At 51.5% G+C, this 17,833-nt stretch carries 15 protein-coding genes; 5 read left to right on the forward strand and 10 right to left on the reverse strand.

The features are described 5' to 3' along the window. Window positions 1-2 precede the first annotated feature (2 nt). Window positions 3-1,319: a carbohydrate ABC transporter permease gene (locus AB8809_RS06565; RefSeq protein ID WP_180779757.1), complete on the reverse strand. Its 1,317-nt coding sequence runs from the start codon at window positions 1,317-1,319 to the stop codon at window positions 3-5. An 89-nt stretch (window positions 1,320-1,408) separates the two neighbouring features. Beyond that, entirely contained in the window at window positions 1,409-2,641 is a 1,233-nt protein-coding gene (locus AB8809_RS06570) for an extracellular solute-binding protein (RefSeq protein ID WP_349855847.1), read from the reverse strand. A gap of 492 nt (window positions 2,642-3,133) precedes the next feature. Here AB8809_RS06570 and AB8809_RS06575 point away from each other — a divergent pair, with 492 nt between their 5' ends. Further along, on the forward strand, window positions 3,134-4,216 hold the full coding sequence (locus AB8809_RS06575; RefSeq protein ID WP_349855846.1) for a sn-glycerol-3-phosphate ABC transporter ATP-binding protein UgpC: 1,083 nt from the start codon (window positions 3,134-3,136) through the stop codon (window positions 4,214-4,216). 184 nt (window positions 4,217-4,400) lie between these two features. On the opposite strand, the gene AB8809_RS06580 is transcribed toward AB8809_RS06575, so the two are convergent. The 3 genes from AB8809_RS06580 to galR all read right to left on the reverse strand — a co-directional run bounded on the left by AB8809_RS06580 (window position 4,401) and on the right by galR (window position 7,588). Continuing rightward, window positions 4,401-4,631, reverse strand: coding sequence for a hypothetical protein (locus tag AB8809_RS06580; RefSeq protein ID WP_349855845.1), 231 nt, complete (start codon window positions 4,629-4,631; stop codon window positions 4,401-4,403). 167 nt (window positions 4,632-4,798) lie between these two features. Further along, the gene (locus AB8809_RS06585) at window positions 4,799-6,106 is read right to left on the reverse strand and encodes a maltoporin (protein WP_349855844.1); all 1,308 of its coding nucleotides are present in this window, start codon (window positions 6,104-6,106) and stop codon (window positions 4,799-4,801) included. A 471-nt stretch (window positions 6,107-6,577) separates the two neighbouring features. Then, complete coding sequence (gene galR / locus AB8809_RS06590) at window positions 6,578-7,588, reverse strand: HTH-type transcriptional regulator GalR (protein WP_015841133.1); 1,011 nt, start codon at window positions 7,586-7,588, stop codon at window positions 6,578-6,580. A gap of 463 nt (window positions 7,589-8,051) precedes the next feature. Here galR and galT point away from each other — a divergent pair, with 463 nt between their 5' ends. Next, the gene (galT, locus tag AB8809_RS06595; protein ID WP_349855843.1) at window positions 8,052-9,092 is read left to right on the forward strand and encodes a galactose-1-phosphate uridylyltransferase; all 1,041 of its coding nucleotides are present in this window, start codon (window positions 8,052-8,054) and stop codon (window positions 9,090-9,092) included. A gap of 9 nt (window positions 9,093-9,101) precedes the next feature. Beyond that, window positions 9,102-10,265 (forward strand): galactokinase, encoded by a 1,164-nt coding sequence (gene galK / locus AB8809_RS06600; protein ID WP_015841131.1) that lies wholly within the window; start codon window positions 9,102-9,104, stop codon window positions 10,263-10,265. 79 nt (window positions 10,266-10,344) lie between these two features. Here the strand turns inward: galK and mgtE are convergent, their stop codons facing one another. Beyond that, window positions 10,345-11,823, reverse strand: a complete 1,479-nt coding sequence (mgtE, locus tag AB8809_RS06605; protein WP_181829070.1) for a magnesium transporter — start codon at window positions 11,821-11,823, stop codon at window positions 10,345-10,347. 221 nt (window positions 11,824-12,044) lie between these two features. Here mgtE and AB8809_RS06610 point away from each other — a divergent pair, with 221 nt between their 5' ends. Both AB8809_RS06610 and AB8809_RS06615 read left to right on the forward strand, forming a co-directional pair. Continuing rightward, the gene (locus tag AB8809_RS06610; RefSeq protein WP_180779751.1) at window positions 12,045-12,494 is read left to right on the forward strand and encodes a MarR family winged helix-turn-helix transcriptional regulator; all 450 of its coding nucleotides are present in this window, start codon (window positions 12,045-12,047) and stop codon (window positions 12,492-12,494) included. A gap of 198 nt (window positions 12,495-12,692) precedes the next feature. Continuing rightward, a complete protein-coding gene (locus AB8809_RS06615; protein ID WP_180779750.1) occupies window positions 12,693-13,118 on the forward strand; it encodes an organic hydroperoxide resistance protein in 426 nt (141 codons plus the stop codon). 209 nt (window positions 13,119-13,327) lie between these two features. On the opposite strand, the gene AB8809_RS06620 is transcribed toward AB8809_RS06615, so the two are convergent. The 4 genes from AB8809_RS06620 to ppk1 form a co-directional block, all read right to left on the reverse strand. Beyond that, window positions 13,328-13,543 (reverse strand): YfgG family protein, encoded by a 216-nt coding sequence (locus tag AB8809_RS06620; RefSeq protein WP_181845400.1) that lies wholly within the window; start codon window positions 13,541-13,543, stop codon window positions 13,328-13,330. A 234-nt stretch (window positions 13,544-13,777) separates the two neighbouring features. Further along, window positions 13,778-13,966, reverse strand: a complete 189-nt coding sequence (locus AB8809_RS06625; RefSeq protein WP_015841126.1) for a YjfB family protein — start codon at window positions 13,964-13,966, stop codon at window positions 13,778-13,780. A 230-nt stretch (window positions 13,967-14,196) separates the two neighbouring features. Then, the gene (ppx, locus tag AB8809_RS06630) at window positions 14,197-15,732 is read right to left on the reverse strand and encodes an exopolyphosphatase (protein WP_015841125.1); all 1,536 of its coding nucleotides are present in this window, start codon (window positions 15,730-15,732) and stop codon (window positions 14,197-14,199) included. Further along, window positions 15,732-17,804: a polyphosphate kinase 1 gene (gene ppk1, locus AB8809_RS06635; protein WP_015841124.1), complete on the reverse strand. Its 2,073-nt coding sequence runs from the start codon at window positions 17,802-17,804 to the stop codon at window positions 15,732-15,734. Before ppk1 ends, ppx begins: the two co-directional genes overlap by 1 nt. Window positions 17,805-17,833: the final 29 nt, after the last annotated feature.

Here is a 17,833-nt window from a genome sequence, read left to right on the forward strand (position 1 = left end):
TCCTAGGCCATGTTGTCTTGTTTAAAGGAATTGGTGGCGCGGAACTGCCACAGCGCGATTCCCACGACAAAGATCGACAGCAGAATGGTGATACTGGCCGCGATCGCATATTGGGAAGAAGACATGGTCAGCTTATAAATCCAGGACACCAGAATATCCGTCCCGCCTGCGTTGGAACCGATTACCGCCGGTCCCCCGTTGTTGAACAGATAGATGATGTTGAAATTATTAAAGTTGAACGTGTACTGCGTGATGATGATCGGCGCAATGGAGTAGAGCACCAGCGGCAGCGTAATAGTGGTCAGCTTGTACCAACTGCTGGCTCCGTCAATCGTTGCGGCTTCGTACAAGTCGTCAGGAATAGCCTGTAATACGCCAGTCGTCATGGCGAACACAAACGGGAAACCTAACCACGTTTGCATCAGAATCAGCGCGGTCTTGGTCCAGAACGGATCGGTCATCCACGCCTTAGGCTCAATCCCGAGCGCGGCCAGAATGCCGTTATTAATCACGCCAAACGTTTCGTTAAACATCCCCGCGAAGACCAGAATGGTGACGAAACCCGGTACTGCCCACGGCAGGATCAGGATGGTGCGGATTAGCGGTTTGAAACGCAGTCCTTTTTGGTTCACCAGAATCGCCAGCAGGATGCCCACGGCACACTGGAGCGTGGTCGCAATCAGCGTCCAAATGACCGTCCATTGCAGAACGTCAAAGAACGTTGAGCGCCAGAGGTCGAGCCGGAAGATGTTGATAAAGTTCTTCATTCCGACCCAGTCGACCAGCTTGGCAGGCGGCGTGTGGTAGAGATCGTAATTGGTAAAGGCAATGGAGAAACCGAAAATAATCGGGAACACCACAACAAATACCAGCAGGATAAAGCCGGGCGTGATCATCAGATAAGGGAAGCCTTCGCTCAGCAGCATCTGATATTGCTTCTTCACGCTGTTCAGCGGCAGGCCTTTATCACGTCTGGTGCCGCACACATAGGCATCGCGCAGGCTGCAATAGTAAACGCCGATGCCGAAGGCGGCGACGATCAGACTGATAATGCCTTTTGCCAGCAGAAAAATAGAGTGATCGCGCGGCAGCTCGGTGCCCAGCGTAATCAGCCCCCACGTGCCGTCCCGCAGGAAATCATGGAATACGCTGATAAAGCAGACCATGACGATAAAGAAAAACGCGCCTTTGACGATCTGGCGGTTATAAATCTGCCCAAGGCCGGGGACGAGTGCCAGCAATAGCGCTGTTCTGGCATGGCGACGTCCTCTCTCTTGTGGCGCAAGGCCGCTGGCGTTGACGGTCACATCTACCTCCATTTTCTTAAAAACATGGGTATCCCCACACCCCAAAATTTATTCGGAGAGAAACAAGGGGAGCCCATGTTGACGCACGGTGATGCGGTGGTTTACTGGTTACTGTGGTTGGCTTCGATCTGCATTTTTATGACTTTCACGGCGGATTCCAGCGCCGCTTTGGTGTCCTGTTTGCCCGTCACGCTCAGTTGCAGCGCGCTGTTGGCTGGCGTCCAGACTTCCTGCATTTCCGGTACGCTCGGCATAGGGACGGCATAACCAGACTGGATTGCAACAGCACGGGATTTTTCGTCATCTTTAATCAGCGGATCGTCAACCAGTGCGGCGATCGGTGGGATTTCACCGGTCAACTGGAAGCGAACTTTGGCGTATTCCGGCTGATTGATGAACTCAATGAATTTTTGTGCCAGCTCTTTGTTTTTGGAGTAGGTGGAAATGCTGTAGCCTTTCACACCCAGCAGTGAACGTGGATGCTCGCCGTTTGGCAGCAGCGGCAGTGGCGCCACGCCGTAATTTACGCCAGCGTTCTTGTAGGGTTGGAATGCCCACGGGCCGGTAATCACCGCCGCGGCTTTTTTCTCGGTAAACAGGGAATCGATGGCGTTAGCGCCGGTTTCGCCGACGATGCCCGGTGGGAACAGGCCATCAGCGTAGAATTTCTTGATGTAGTTCACGGCATCGATGGTGGCTTGTTTATCCAGACCGATGTCTTTGACATTCGGTGAACCGTTGCTGTTCTGGCCGAAAATGTAGCCACCCATCCCAGCGATGACGCCATAGGCGTAATAAATCTCGTCAAATTTTGCCAGCAGACCGTAGCGACCTTCGGCTCGTTGCTGCTTGGAGAAGGTAAACAGATCGTCGAATTTTTCCGGCGGCTGTGGCATCAGGTCTTTGTTGTACACCAGCACGGTGGTTTCAACGGCTTTTGGCACGCCATACAGCTTACCGTTATAGGTTTGCGCTTCTAGTGCGGGTTTGGTGAAAGTCGACAGGAACGTCTGATCCAGTTTCAGTTCGCTAATCAATCCTTGAACCACGGCGGTGCCAACCTGATCGTGTGGCATCACAATCACATCCGGGCCGATACCTGCCGGGCCGTCCAGACGGAGTTTCTCAATTTGCTGAGCGTAAGGTGTTTCCAGCACTTTGATTTTGACATTATTTTGTTTTTCAAAGGCTTTGATCGCATCGGCGATGCCGTCAGATTTCTTGATATCTTCCCATACCAGAAGCTCTTTGTCGGCCGCCAGCGCTGATTTGCTGAGTACGCCGGTGATACCCAGTGAAATCATAATGACGGTGGTCAGTGTTTTCATTTTCATCATTAGTCCTCAAAGCCCTGGTGGGCCCATCATGGTAAGAAATCGTCGCGTACTGTTCTCTTTTGCCCTTTTTGCCGCCTCTATGCGGTGTTGGTGTAACGTTACACTGCACGGCAATACAAAACAGGAAACGAGGCATCTGACGGTACGCGTTTTCTGGTTATCGTCTCTGTATAGCGGTTGGCGCTTTATTGCGCGTTTTCCGCAATGTAGGGTAACGGTTACACCAGTTGCGATTACATTAAGCAGAGTGCGCCACGTCTGCCAGCGAAACATGTAAAGGCTGTGATCTCATGCACAAAAGTAACCCCCTGTTTGTGCAAACGGTTACACCATGCTGTTATATTGGGATTATGACCAGCGTGCAGGTCAGCCTGGACGGATGCGGACGCGTCTGGAAGGGCTGCCGAGCCATTTTGAGTCGACGGGTTCCAGGCCATCGCGACTCAACGCTTATATCCTGAAAAGCAAAATTATCAAGAGGTTACCGTTATGGCGTCTATCCAGTTGGATAAAGTTAGTAAGCATTTTGGCAAAACGATTACGCTTCACGATGTGAATCTGACGATTGCAGATGGAGAGTTCGCTGTTTTTGTCGGGCCGTCTGGCTGTGGTAAGTCGACGTTGCTGAGAATGATTGCCGGGCTGGAAGATGTCACGGGCGGTGAAATCATGATTGATGATGCCGTGGTAAATGATGTTGCCCCCGCTCACCGCGGTGTAGCCATGGTGTTTCAATCTTATGCGCTGTATCCGCACATGACCGTCGCTGAGAATATGGGTTATGGCCTGCGCGTGAATGGCGTACCGAAAGACCAGATTAAGCACCAGATCGAGATGGTGGCGAAGACGCTGCAACTGTCTCATCTGCTTGAACGCAAGCCTAAAGAGCTGTCTGGCGGCCAACGTCAGCGTGTGGCGATCGGGCGCGCTATCGTGCGTAACCCGAAAGTGTTCCTGTTTGATGAACCGCTGTCTAACCTGGATGCCGAGCTGCGTGTGGATATGCGGCTACACATCGCCAAACTGCATCAGGAATTGAAAACGACCATGATCTACGTGACGCACGATCAGGTTGAGGCGATGACGCTGGCGGATAAAATCGTGGTCATGAATTACGGTAAGGTTGAGCAGGTTGGATCGCCGATGGAGCTTTATTATCATCCGGTTAACCAGTTTGTTGCAGGCTTTATCGGCTCGCCAAAAATGAACTTCCTGCCTGCGCAAGTCATCGACTGGACGCCGGATAGCCTGACGGTAAATGTTGCCGAGCAGCTACAGCTTGAGCTGCCGATTCGTACCAGTGAGCTGAGTGCTGGCAGTACGATAACGTTGGGACTACGGCCGGAACACGTTTCACCGGAAGGTGAGGGGATTCGGCTGTCATTTGGCTGTGAGGTCGTCGAGCGTTTAGGCAACAGCACTTATCTGTTCGGTCAATGCTGCGGTATTGATAACTTCAAACTGCTGCTGGCAGGTGACAGCGCCTTAAAGCCGTATGAACATATTGAGGTGTTCTTCTCGCCTGATAACTGTCTGGTGTTTAACGCCGATGGGTTGCGCATCAGCGCCTAGTTAAGCGACGGTATCGCTGAATCTCAATAGCCAAAATCCCTTCTAAACATAACCAGCGCCCTTAGCGGGCGCTGTTTCTGCCATTTGTAAATCCTCTATTGTGAAATATGCCGCTGTTGTTCTTTATGCTGATGCGGTGTAAGTGTTTCGTGCGTGTTAGGCATCTTATTTCTCTGTAACATCGTTACACGCCCGACAAGGCGCGCTCAATCGCCGCAGCGCCTTGACCACTGGCTTTTCGGCGAGATTCGCGCCGCTTCGTGGTGCCTTCGGTGTTCATGCTCGCTATTCGGACCGTCTGCGACGCGAATACTCGTCCCATAAACGGGACTCGCCCTACGGGCCAGTACAAGTGCTGTTCAAAAACGTCGTTGACGTTTTTGTCCGACGCGGCGCAGACTTTCGCGGCGTCCATGCCGCTCATCCGGCGATCATGTACACCTCAGCGCGATTTTTTACGCCGATGTAAGAAAAACAGTGAGTGCATAGATATCAGAAATGGAAAAAGGCTCTCCGTAGAAAGCCTTTTGGGAAATACCCGACGGGAATGATGAGCCCGCCGGGCTGAGGGTTAGTGCTGTATTACCACCAGGCTTCTGCCTGAATACCGAAGTTTACCGAATTGCTGCGATCGTCGTTGAAGCGGTTTTTGTTTTCGTTCCCGCCGTTCAGGTAAGAAACAAAGAAGCGCAGTTCCGGGCGTGTCAGCATCGGAATATCAGCGCTGAAGGCGTGCGCCAGCGTGTATTTTTGGCCGCTGTATTTGCTTTCCGTGCCGCTCGTCCAGCTATCTTTTTTCTGGTATGCACCCGCTTCCAGATAGGTTTTCTGGTTCTTGGTCCAGGCATACTGGCCACGACCTACTGCAGACAATAATTCCGTACTGTCGCGCCAGCGGCTGATTTCATCCGCTTTACCGTAGGTCAGAACATGGCTAAGAGAAATATTATCAGTGATTGGCAGGTCACCGGCCTGAATGACGCGGTAGCCTTTAGCACTGTCGTTAATGCTCCAGACGTCATACCAGCCGCCGCCCTGATCGACCATGTTGTGCGCCAGCCCTTTGTCGGCATATTGCAGCACCAGTTTCTGGTTAGATTTGAGGCCAGAGAAGTAATGGCTGAGTTCACCGGTGATCATCATCGAGTTTTTAGGATCGAATTTTTGGCCTTCTGCGAGGAAGATATTTTTCTGGGTATCCGCTTCATTCGGCATCGCGTAGGAGATACCGAACTCTGTCCACGCGCCGTCCCACGGCTTCCAACCCGCATAGCGTGCGTCCAGGTAGTTGATATTCAGATCGTCGTAGATGTCTATTCTTTTTTTACATTCGTCAGTGTTGGTGTCGCAGCCTAAGTTAATTTTCATGTTTTCTGCATCGGCGCGGATCCAGGCAAACGAGAACGCGCCTTCACCGGCTTTGATGTTTTCGATCCCGGCACCCGCACCGGAAATATTCCAGTATTTAGTATCGATGATGTGCAAGTCATGGCGCTGGTAGTAACGTTTCCCCGCCCAGACCGTGGCATCCGGCAACCCAGGTACAAAGCCTTTCGCCTGAAGATTTAACTGGCGTAAACCAAACTCGGCATCGTCATCTTTTGTGGTTTCATTATCGTTTGAGCCGTTGGAGAACATGGAAATCATACTATCGAAGTAAAACGTTTTCCCATTTTCGTTATACAGCTGCTGTCCTAATTGGATTTCGCCGTAGGTGTCATCTTCGTTACCCAATCTTCCCACATAGTTCTTATCGGCGGTCTGTTGTTTCCCGTGGTTTGATACACCCACGCCAGAACGGAAGTATCCTGAAAAATCAACGGAATAAGAAGGGGTTGCCAGCATTGCCAAACTCAGCGCAATGGATGTTGTCAGCAGTTTTCTTTTCATAATATACCTTTCGCTTATTCGGGTAAGAATGTGGATGTTCCAAATAACATGACGTGAACGGAGGTAAAACGCTTCCACTCATGGCGAAGGATTATGGGGGAATAAAACGGGGCGTGACATGATTGTTCTCACAAAATACAAAAGAGTTACACCAAAATTTACACTGAATTAACGATGTTACAGGCTGTGCTTTGCATATTTATTAGTCTTATTGTGATGTTATTCGCTAGGTAATGATGTGTAATTGGTTACACATCTTGCCGGTATGCCTCAAATGCAGCATAAAATTTTTTTATAGCAGAATCGGAAACGTTGCATAAAAGATGTGACGCGATGCGGAGTAGGAAACATTTCAGGAAAAGAGAGAAAGGATCCCTGAGGAAGAGAAATCGAAAACAAGGGGGATTCAGCAGCCTTATTTGCCTGATGCGAATGATATGGCATCAGGCAAGCGGCGTTGATAAGAGGTGACTACTTCTTACGGGCTGGGGGGCTGACAGAATGGCGGCGTACCAGCGTCGGGCTAAACATATTCGTGGTTTCGCTAAGCTGTTTGCCGTGGGATAACGCGATAGCTAATTCTGCCGCCTGAATGGCCATGGCGGAAACCGGATAGTGCACGGTTGTCAGGCGAGGGCGAAGGTAACGGGCGATCAATACGTCATCAAACCCGACCACTGACATATCCTGCGGTACGCTGATGCTGTTGTCGCTTAGGACGGAAAGGGCGCCAGCAGCCATGGAATCGTTGTAGCACACCACCGCCGTCATATTGCCGCCCCGGCTCAGGAGCTCCATCATGGCAGACTCGCCGCCCACTTCGTCCGGCGAGGCGCGCGCAATGAGGCGCTCATCCCGTGGGATGCCGTGCTCTTGCAGCGCATCCATATAACCTTGCAGGCGATCGGCGGAGTCGGAAATTTGGTGATTAGAACAGAGGAAACCGATCTTCTGGTGCCCTTCCTGAATTAAATGACGGGTTGCCAGCCAGGAACCATAGCGGTCATCGAGCGCAACACAGCGGCTTTCATAGCCGGGTAAGGTGCGGTTGATAAGCACCATATCAGGAATGTGGCTCATCAAAGCGGCCAGTTCCTCATCCGACAGCATTTTGGCATGCACGATCAGCCCCGCACAGCGGTGGCGAATCAACTGCTCAATGGCCTTCTTTTCCTGCTCGGCATTGTGATAGCCGTTGCCAATCAGCAGGAAGTTGCCGGTTGCCTGGGCAATTTGTTCGACAGATTTAACCATCGTCCCAAAAAAGGGATCGGATACATCCGCAACAACCAGCCCCATGGTTTCTGCACTCTGGTGCGCGAGTGCTCTGGCATTGGCGTTCGGATGATATTGCAACTCCGCCATGGCCTTGTGTACGGCTTCCCTTGAGGCGGTACTGGCTTTGGGCGAATTATTGATTACGCGCGAAACCGTAGCGACTGATACACCTGATAGACGAGCAACATCCTTTATTGTGGCCATTGGCATTCCTGAACGGTCAAATGCGCTGTGAGGCGAACCGCAGCCTAACGCAGAAGTTAAAAGAAAAAATCGATTACTTATATTTATAAATGTACAGGTTTTTGGGTGATGTTACCTATCCGACCTCCTTTCCTTTTTGATCCAGACCGTACTTATGTGATCGCTATCAACAATCATCGGTCATTTCTCTCTTCCAAAATACCATCCTGAGGTTTAAATTTAGGGTAACCGATTACACTAATGTGGTGGCTAAAAGATAGCTGGCTATCGGTATTCGGCATTATCACAGCTATTTTATCCATGACATATAGTGAAAATGATTACATTCAGAGGTTTTTCTGGCGGCGTTTACTGGCTGGCTGGATGCCTCTCCCAGGCCGCTGACGGGCTGTTAGCGCCATACAATTGGCCGCGTATGGCGACGCCGTGTACCGAATTTGTGTTTTGTATTGAGGAATAGCTTATGCAGTTTGAGCCAACTGAACATCCGCATCGTCGTTTTAACCCGCTGAAGGGCGAGTGGATTCTGGTTTCTCCGCATCGCGCCAAGCGCCCCTGGCAGGGCCAGCAGGATGAACCGGATCGTTCCACGCCGCCGTCTTACGATCCGACCTGTTACCTGTGTGCGGGCAACAAACGTATTACTGGCGACATCAATCCGCACTACCAGAGCACCTTTGTTTTTACGAATGACTTTTCGGCACTGATGGAGGATACGCCGGATGCGCCGTCGGGCGATGACGAGCTTTTCCGCGTTCAGCAAGCCCGTGGCGTTAGTCGCGTCATCTGTTTTTCTCCCGATCACAGTAAAAGCCTGCCGCAGCTTTCGCTGCCAGCGTTGAAAGCGGTGATTGATACGTGGAGCGATCAGACCGAGGAACTGGGCAAGCGGTATCCGTGGGTTCAGGTTTTTGAGAATAAAGGAACGATGATGGGGTGCTCGAATCCCCATCCGCACGGGCAGGTTTGGGCGAACGATTTTCTGCCGAACGAGGTACAGCGTGAGGACGATCAGCAGCGAGCCTATTTCTCCCGTCACGGTTCGCCGTTGCTGCTGGACTACGTTCGCCGCGAACAGGCTGACGGCTCGCGCATCGTGGTGGAAACGGATCACTGGTTAGCGGTGGTCCCTTATTGGGCGTCGTGGCCGTTTGAAACGCTGGTGTTGCCCAAGTTCGTCGTACAGCGGTTACCGCAGTTGAATGATGTTCAGCGTGACGATCTGGCGCTGCTCCTGAAAAAGCTGACCAGCCGTTATGACAACCTGTTCCAGTGTTCATTCCCCTATTCAATGGGGTGGCACGGTGCGCCATTTAAAGGTGACGACGTGGCGCACTGGCAACTGCATGCCCATTTTTATCCCCCGTTGTTACGTTCTGCCAGCGTACGCAAATTTATGGTCGGCTATGAAATGCTGGCTGAGGCACAGCGTGATCTGACGGCAGAGCAGGCCGCTGAACGTTTACGCAGCGTAAGTGATATCCATTTTCGTGAGCAAATTTGAGGTCATTTTATGAGCCGTATTGATTCTCTACGTCAGTTAACCGAGTCTGTTTTTGTCCGATTATTTGGCTATGCGCCGCATGCCGCTATTCAGGCACCCGGTCGGGTTAACCTGATTGGCGAGCACACCGACTATAACGATGGGTTTGTCTTGCCGTGTGCTATTGATTACCAGACGGTGGTCAGTGCTGCGGTGCGTCAGGACGGCATCGTGCGGGTGGTGGCGGTGGATTTTGACAACCAGCAGGATGAGTTCGATCTTGCTAAAGCAATCGAGCCTCACCCGGAATACACCTGGGCCAACTATATCCGTGGCACGGTGAAATTTTTGCTGGCGCGCGGCCTACCGCTCAGCGGCATGGACATGGTCGTGTCCGGCAACGTGCCTTCTGGTGCAGGACTAAGCTCATCGGCCTCGCTGGAAGTGGCGATCGGGCAGACGTTCAAAGAGCTGAATAATCTGGACATCAGCCAGCTGGATGTGGCGCTAAACGGACAGCAGGCAGAAAACGATTTTGTCGGCTGTAGCTGCGGCATTATGGATCAGTTTATTTCCGCTCAGGGACGTGTCGGTCAGGCGATGTTGATCGACTGCCGCACTCTGGAAGGGCGTGCCGTGCGTATGCTCGACGGCATTGACGTTCTGATCGTGAACTCCAATGTGCGTCGTGGGCTGGTGGACAGCGAATACAATACGCGACGCCAGCAGTGTGAAGCGGCAGCGCGTCACTTTAACGTCAAGGCGCTGCGTGATGTTTCCCTGTCGCAGTTTGAAGCGGGAATCGCGGGTCTGGATCCGGTGGCGGTTCGCCGCGCGCGCCACGTGATTACCGAGAACCGCCGCACGTTGGAAGCGGCCGATGCACTGGCGCGTCAGGATGCCCACCGTTTGTTTACGCTGATGGCGGAATCGCATGTCTCTATGCGGGATGATTTTGAAATTACCGTGCCGCCGATCGATACGTTGGTCGCGTTAATTCAGGATTATGTCGGCGAGCGGGGCGGTGTCCGTATGACCGGCGGCGGTTTCGGTGGCTGTATTGTCGCCCTTATCCCTTCGGCGCTGACTGACGAGGTCAAACAGGTGATTGAACGTGAATATCCGGCGCGTACCGGGCTTCAGCCGTCCATCTATCTGTGCCAGGCATCCGGCGGTGCGGGTCGCTTGAACTAAGTTCTGGCAGGGAATCGCGAGCAAAAAGGGCTTTGATAAAAGCCCTTTTTGCATTGCCTGTGTTTTACATGACCTATGTTCAAGGCAACAGGAACAGCGTTGCCAGCCCAAGGAAGATAAAGAAACCGCCAGTATCGGTGATGGCGGTGATCATGACGCTGGAGCCGACGGCCGGATCGCGGCCGAGTTTCATCATGATAAGCGGGATAGCGACCCCCATTAGCGCCGCGAGTAGTAAATTCAGCAGAATCGCCAGCATCATCACACCACCCATAGCGGCACTACCGTAAAGCAGGAAGGTGACCACGCCCATAATCGTGCCCCATATCACCCCGTTGACCAGCGCGACGCCGAGTTCTTTGAGCAGCAGGTATGATTTTTTACCGTGTTCTAACTGATGCAGCGCCAGCGCGCGAACAATCATGGTGATCGTCTGATTGCCGGTATTTCCGCCGATTCCGGCCACGATCGGCATGAGTGTTGCCAGCGCGACCAAATGAGATAAGGTGTGCTCAAACAGGCCGATGACCCGCGAGGCAATGAGCGCCGTACAGAGATTGACGGCCAGCCATGCCCAACGATTGCGGAAGGATTTATACACGGGAGCATAAACATCTTCGGAGGGCGTTAACCCCCCTGAGCGCCGCAGATTACTGTCGCTTTCCCGGTTCACGACGTCGAGGATATCCTCAATCGTCAGGCGCCCCATGAGTTTTCCTTTGCTATCGACCACGGCGCTGGAAATTAAATCGTAACGTTCAAAAGCTCCGGCGGCTTCTTCGACTTTATCCTCAGGCTGAAACCTCAGCGGCTGATCGTCCATGACGTCATTAACCCGTGTTTGAGGCGCGTGGAGCAGAATACTGGCCAGCGACAGCTCACCGATCAGTGTGTTCTTGCGATCGGTAACGAACAGTTTGTCAGTCGATTCGGGGATGGCTTTGCGGTAGCGCAGATAGCGCTGTACGGCTGCAAGCGTGACGTCGGCGCGCACGGTGATGAGTTTGAAATCCATCATGTGCCCGAGGCAGTCTTCATCATAATTGATGGCGGCACGGAGCTGCGCGCGCTGCTTCGGCTCAAGCGAGGTCAGTATTCTGCCTAGCAGGTGGCGAGGAACGAGACGAGAGAGCTGGGCCTGCTCATCAACATCGAGTATTCGAACGGCTCTCAGGATTTCTTTATCCTGCATATCGCCGATCAGGTCGTCGGAAATACTGTCAGAAGCCTCAATCAACACACGACCGCGTTTTTCTATGGGGATCAGCCGCCAGAGCGCCAGACGTTCATCCTGCGGTAAAGACTCTAACAAATCGGCAAGGTCAGCGGCATGCAGCCCAATGATAAGCTCGCTGATTTCTGCGGTTTGGTCGAGCAGGATGCTTTTTTCACGCAGCCCGATTTTGCTACTTAATACGTCGCTGTCGCTTAACGGTGCGCCATCGCGTTCCGTAACGCGCGGCTGCCGGTTGATAATGTCTTCAACCAGTTCCTTGTTTTCCAATAGCAGAAGGGAGATGCGGCGCCGGAGGTCGGTAAGTTTTTTTACACTCGACATAATGTTTTATGCTCGATCTGTTTTTTATCCGTATTTTATTAAACGTAGCGCAAAATCAGTAGATTAAGAATAGGATTACTGACGAATCGCAGTCTGAAAAGCAGGGCGGATGAGGCGCTGGCATATTTTTTTATAGTGATTTTTATCTAACGGGTTATTAAATCGTTTGCTATTTAATTTTTGGCGGCATATAGTCAGTTCCAGAAACGTAACAAACACTGATGGCAGAGACGATGAACGACAACGCTTACAAACTGGATGGACAGCTGTGCTTCGCACTGTATTCCGCCAATCTGGCGATGAATAAACTGTATCGCCGTTTGCTGTCTGACTTGAACCTGACCTATCCCCAATATTTAGTCATGCTGGTGCTGTGGGAGCGTGATGGCTTGACGGTGTCTGAGCTGGGCGAGCGGCTGTATTTGGATTCCGCCACGCTGACGCCACTGCTCAAGCGGTTACAAAGCGCTGGCTTAGTGGTGCGTAACCGTGGAACAGAAGATGAGCGTCAGGTGTTGATCGGGTTGACCGAGGCTGGCCGGGCGCTTCAGCAACAGGCGCGGGCGATTCCTGAAAGCGTATTTTGCGCGACCGAATGCCAGCTCGAACAGTTGCAGACGATCAAAAAAGATTTGGAAACGCTGCGTAAAAGCTTGATCGGGAATCTATAACAGGTGAGCGTTTGCCTGATGTATCGCAATATCGGTTAGACAGCATCGTGTCTTGAACCCTTTATTATTAAGTGATTTATTTTAAGTAACTTATTTTAAGTAATTATATAGTGAGCGATTTAATTTTTCGCTATTAAATTAAGACCTCAGCAGTATCTCACTGCTTTAGGTCATTCCTTAACGATCTGGAGTCACATTATGTCTATTGAAAAAGTATTATACGTTGCTCATGCTCAAGCCACCGGTGGTCGTGATGGTCGCGCGGTGTCTTCCGATAACGCGGTTGATATTAAATTGACGACCCCGCGTGAGCTGGGTGGTGCCGGTGGTGAAGGGACGAACCCAGAGCAGCTGTTCGCCGCTGGCTATTCTGCCTGTTTCCTGGGCGCGATGAAGTTTGTCGGTGCGCGTGAGAAAATCGCTGTACCTGCTAATACCACGGTAAACGGCAGCGTGGGTATCGGTGCCATCCCTACCGGGTTTGGTATTGAAGTCGAACTGAAAATTTCTCTGCCGGGTCTGGATCGTGCTGTGGCTGAAGATCTGGTGCAGAAAGCCCATATCGTTTGCCCATACTCCAATGCAACGCGCGGCAACATCGATGTGACTCTGACGATTGTCTAAGTCCTGCTAGCAAGTACAGTGTCGATCAATGAAAAATTGACTGATGAAAACGGTGGCTGCGAAGATTCGCACTGCCGTTTTTTTATTTGTACGGCCTAGTCAGAATAGACAGTGGGGGCAGGCGTGAATAACAGGCACAAGAAAACGAAGCTAATAAGCCTGATGCAGAAAAAACAGAATATAAGGAAAAGGAACCGATTGGTTAGGCGCTACTCTTTCTGATTGACGAGTACGTTGGTAGGAAGCAGTAATTGTTCAGCACGCTGCTGCTGTTTGTCTTGATGATGACCAAACGCGGTGATGGTGGAGTAGGCAAAGCGGCCTAAAAGAATAATGAAGCTGATGAGTAAAACGGCACGAGCAATCCGAGAGCCACTTCGTCGTGGACGTATCGATAATCGTCGTTTGTGGGTAAGCGTGGACATTACCAGTTAATCCTCTGTGAAAGCGAACATTCGCTGTTGTTTATTTAGGCACAAGCAGTAGGAGAGGTCAATCTGCCGACGTGAAAAAGATGATGGCTAATGCGGTTTCCGCACGTTCGGTGCAAAGAAAGCGGGGCGAAGGAATAAACGCGAAAAAGGGGAACATAAGCGGGCTGAGAACGCGGCCAAAAACCCGCTCAAAAACGGATAAGCGGGTTGTGTGGTACCAGGGAGTTACGCCGTGGTATTGACGTTACGCCCAATCGCCGGGTTTGCTGGCAGAGGTGGTAATGCCTTCAAAATGCCGGAAACGACAGCTTCTTGATTATCGATCGCTTTTTTCACCATAAGTGCGCTGGCCTCACTGCTGGTACGCATAGTACTGAGGTCGCTCGCGAATGATGAAATTTGTGATACATCCATTTTACTCTCCTTAACACTGAGTTGGATCCATATCCGGCATGAAAAGGAAGCGCACCTTTTCGCCGAGGCTGCATGATGTTGGCAAAATTCTCGCCAGCCATCATTTTGGTATCGGCCCCATCCCTGTAAACTTTACGTCAACCGGGCCTCATCAGCCAGCCCGGTTGAGCAGTTTTTCGTCACTTTATTGTTCAGGAAACACTCGAATTACCTGACAACATTTCCATCAATCAGGCTTTTTCTTCCTCAACCATCAGCTTCCAACCGGTGACGTCCTGCCAATATTCCTGTTCTCGTTCCAAATCGAGCTGTACCAGCGTGTTATTGGTAAAGAAGTCGTGCGGGAACGTCAGCGTCCAGTAATTATCATCGGTATGCAGCCGTAAGGATTCCGGCGTTGTCGTCGCCTGACGCTGGTTGTTCAACAGCGTGGCAAGGCGTAAAAGTTGCACCAGTGGCAAATACTGTTTCTTTTTGAACAGGTTCAACCGCGGCAACTCTTCCAGCTTGATCGCTTTACGGTGCAGCCGCACGATCATCGACAGCACGAGCTGCTGTTCCTGATTGAAGCCGGGCAGGTTGGTATTTTGCAGAATGTAGGCGGAATGGCGGTGCATGCCGCTGTGGTTAATGCCCAATCCGACCTCATGCAACATGGAAGCCCAGTTTAAGATGGCCTCAAGCTGTGGGTGCACCAGATTAGGGTTTTGCTCTGCCCATTGCGCATAAAGCTGCTGCGTGGTTTCCCTCACGCGTCGTGCCTGCTCGCGGTCGATATTGTAATGGGTTGCCAGACTCTGTGCGGTACGGATGCGAATATCCTGATGACGGAAACGGCCTTCCATTTCGTACAGCACGCCTTCGCGCAGTGCACCATCGGACAGGCGTAACTCTTTGATCGCCAGCGCATCGAAAATCCCACAGAGAATAGCCAGGCCGGGCACCAGCACCGACTGGCGATCTTCGGACAGACCCGGCAGGCTCAGCGACTTGAAGTGCTTAAACTGCAAGATTTGTGTGCGTAGCATTTCCAGCCGTTCGGGGGTAATCAGGCCGTCTTTCTCTCCCATCTCCACGAGGATTTCGTGCGTGGCTTTGATCGTTCCAGACGCGCCGAGGGCGAATTTCCACCCGTATATACGGTATTCCCAGGACAGCGTCTCCAGCTTCTGCGCCGCGGCCAGCCGTGCGCGTTTGAAGTTTACTTCGCTAATTTCACCGTTCGGGAAAAATTGCTGTGCGAAGCTGACGCAACCCATACGACGGCTTTCCACCAGCATCGGCTCGAAATCTTCACCGATAACCAGCTCTGTAGAACCGCCGCCGATATCTATAACCAACTTACGGCCTTTTTCCGGCTGCGTATGCTCCACGCCCATAAAGATCAGACGGGCTTCTTCGTGGCCGGAAATGATTTCTATCGGATAGGGGATGATATCCGCCGCGCGGCGCAAAAAGTCCTGCGCGTTGACCGCCTGACGCAGTGCGTGCGTTCCGACGATCGACACATTCACGGCGGGGAAGCCTTGCAGACGTTCAGCAAACAGCGCCAGACAGCTCAGGCCGCGTTGAATGGCCTCTTCGCTGAGCACATTTTTGTTGTCCAGACCGTCGGCCAGATGGACACGCTGTTTTAAACGCCCCAACACCTGAAGCGCACCGTTTACCACGCGTGCGATCACCATGTGAAAACTATTGGAACCCAGGTCGATGGCGGCGAATTCTTGCGGCTTCATCTCGGTTTTTTCATTGTTCGTTAACGGCATTATTCAGGCTTATCTCCAGGTTGCTCCAACGCCTTGATGTAGTCGTAAATGGCATTTTGCGCGCGTACTTTACGCTTGTTGCCGCGTGATACATAGCGGTTGCTCGATTCTTTATCAACGATACGGGCTTTCACCGTATCGCTGAACAGGATATCCAGCGTTTCCAGCACGCGGTTCTTCAACGTGGGGTCGAGAATTTCCACTGCGACTTCAATGCGATAATCAATGTTGCGTGTCATCCAGTCTGCGGAAGAAAGGTAGACTTTCTTGTCCCCGCCGTTGTTGAAGACATACACCCGATCGTGTTCCAGATAGCGGTCAAGAATACTGATAACCTGAATATTTTCACTGATCCCCGGCAAATTAGGGATTAGTGAGCACATACCGCGCACCAGCAGATTAATTTTCACGCCCGCAGAGGAAGCCTGATACAGCTTTTCTGCCAGCCCTTTATCCACCAGATTATTTACCTTAAGCGTAATACCCGCATCACGATTCGCCAGCGCGTTCTCGATTTCGGTATCGATCAGTTGATAAAGCTTGTCGCGGGAGTTTTGCGGCGACACCAGCAAGTGCTCGAAGCTGACCGGACGGTAAGGGTTTTCAATGAAGTTGAAGACGCGACGCACTTCGTTGGTAATACGTTCGTCGGCGGTCAGCAGCGAGTAGTCCGTATACAGGCGAGCGGTTTTCTCGTTGAAGTTACCAGTACCGATGTGCGCGTAACGCACGATGTTTTCCCCTTCGCGGCGGGAAATCAGGAACAGTTTGGCGTGAATTTTCAACCCAGGTACAGAGAAAATTACGTGCACGCCGGCTTCTGTCAGGCGCTTGGCCCAATGGATGTTTGCTTCTTCGTCGAAGCGCGCCTGTAGTTCGACCACAACCGTCACTTTCTTACCGTTGTGCGCCGCATGAATCATCGAATTAATAATGCGCGAGTCTTTGGCGACGCGGTAAATATTAATTTTGATGGATAGCACACTGGGGTCGAAAGAGGCTTGCCTCAACAATTCCAGCACATGTTCAAAGGTGTGGTACGGATAATAGAGCAGGATGTCACGTTCGCGGATGGCATCAAACCCGTTGCGGAAATGATTAAATCCGGTATGTCTCAAGCGCGGCAACGGTTTATTGACCAGATTGGCGCGTCCGACGTTCGGGAAAGAGATAAAGTCTTTGAAATTATGGTAACGCCCGCCAGGGATGACGGAATCGTAGGAAGAGATACCCAGTTTATCAAGCAGCATAGCGACCATCGCGTCCGGCATGTCGCGCTGATAAACGAATCTCACCGGCTCGGCGGTTAAGCGCTGCTTCAGGCTGGAAGACATCAGCTCCAGCAGGCTGGATTCCATTTCCGTAACCAGATCGTATTCTGCATCGCGCGTCATCTTCATGGAATACGCGTTCAGCGCATCATAATCAAAGAAGCCCTTGAAGATATCATCCAGACAGTAACGCAGAATGTTATCGATGAGGATCATGGTCTTACGACGGCGCGGTGCTTCCGCTGGAAGGTTGACGAAGCGCGGTATTTTATCTGAAGGAATTTCCAGCAGCGCGTAGCTGATCTCATCGCCACGAATAATCTCGACGGCAAGGTAGGTATAGTTATCCTTCAGGAACTCCACCAGATCGGTTTCGTCAAAGATCAGTATTGGCGTGATGTGCGGGCGCAGATATTGCCGGAAGTAATCTCTCAGCCACTCTTGCTGATTAGGGGAAACCTGACGTTCATTGACCAGAAAAATCTGGTTACGCGCCATCTCCAGCAGCAGTTCGTTGTACAGGCTGTCAAAGATTTGATCGGTTTTGAGAACACGAGCCTGAATTTTGCCTAAAAGATGTCGTAAATTGCCGTCCAGACCTTGTTCTTCATTAATCAGAATGCGTCTTTTCAAATCGGCAAAACGGACTTTATAAAATTCATCAAGGTTGCTGGAGTAGATGCCCAGAAAGCGCATGCGTTCGATTAACGGATTACTTTTATCTGCTGCTTCCTGAAGTACTCGTTCATTAAAGGATAACCAACTTAATTCTTTCTCTATGTAGAGTTTGTCCTGACCCATTGTCACTCCGCTCAACTCATGTACTGAAG

Origin of the sequence: Pectobacterium aroidearum (assembly GCF_041228105.1) — a bacterium.
GTDB classification, from domain to species: domain Bacteria; phylum Pseudomonadota; class Gammaproteobacteria; order Enterobacterales; family Enterobacteriaceae; genus Pectobacterium; species Pectobacterium aroidearum.

Coding starts and splice junctions, on each gene's coding strand:
- AB8809_RS06565 (WP_180779757.1), bottom strand. CDS start 1,319: ATGGAGGTAGATGTGACCGTCAACGCCAGCGGCCTTGCGCCACAAGAG.
- AB8809_RS06570 (WP_349855847.1), bottom strand. CDS start 2,641: ATGAAAATGAAAACACTGACCACCGTCATTATGATTTCACTGGGTATC.
- AB8809_RS06575 (WP_349855846.1), top strand. CDS start 3,134: ATGGCGTCTATCCAGTTGGATAAAGTTAGTAAGCATTTTGGCAAAACG.
- AB8809_RS06580 (WP_349855845.1), bottom strand. CDS start 4,631: ATGGACGCCGCGAAAGTCTGCGCCGCGTCGGACAAAAACGTCAACGAC.
- AB8809_RS06585 (WP_349855844.1), bottom strand. CDS start 6,106: ATGAAAAGAAAACTGCTGACAACATCCATTGCGCTGAGTTTGGCAATG.
- galR (WP_015841133.1), bottom strand. CDS start 7,588: ATGGCCACAATAAAGGATGTTGCTCGTCTATCAGGTGTATCAGTCGCT.
- galT (WP_349855843.1), top strand. CDS start 8,052: ATGCAGTTTGAGCCAACTGAACATCCGCATCGTCGTTTTAACCCGCTG.
- galK (WP_015841131.1), top strand. CDS start 9,102: ATGAGCCGTATTGATTCTCTACGTCAGTTAACCGAGTCTGTTTTTGTC.
- mgtE (WP_181829070.1), bottom strand. CDS start 11,823: ATGTCGAGTGTAAAAAAACTTACCGACCTCCGGCGCCGCATCTCCCTT.
- AB8809_RS06610 (WP_180779751.1), top strand. CDS start 12,045: ATGGCAGAGACGATGAACGACAACGCTTACAAACTGGATGGACAGCTG.
- AB8809_RS06615 (WP_180779750.1), top strand. CDS start 12,693: ATGTCTATTGAAAAAGTATTATACGTTGCTCATGCTCAAGCCACCGGT.
- AB8809_RS06620 (WP_181845400.1), bottom strand. CDS start 13,543: ATGTCCACGCTTACCCACAAACGACGATTATCGATACGTCCACGACGA.
- AB8809_RS06625 (WP_015841126.1), bottom strand. CDS start 13,966: ATGGATGTATCACAAATTTCATCATTCGCGAGCGACCTCAGTACTATG.
- ppx (WP_015841125.1), bottom strand. CDS start 15,732: ATGCCGTTAACGAACAATGAAAAAACCGAGATGAAGCCGCAAGAATTC.
- ppk1 (WP_015841124.1), bottom strand. CDS start 17,804: ATGGGTCAGGACAAACTCTACATAGAGAAAGAATTAAGTTGGTTATCC.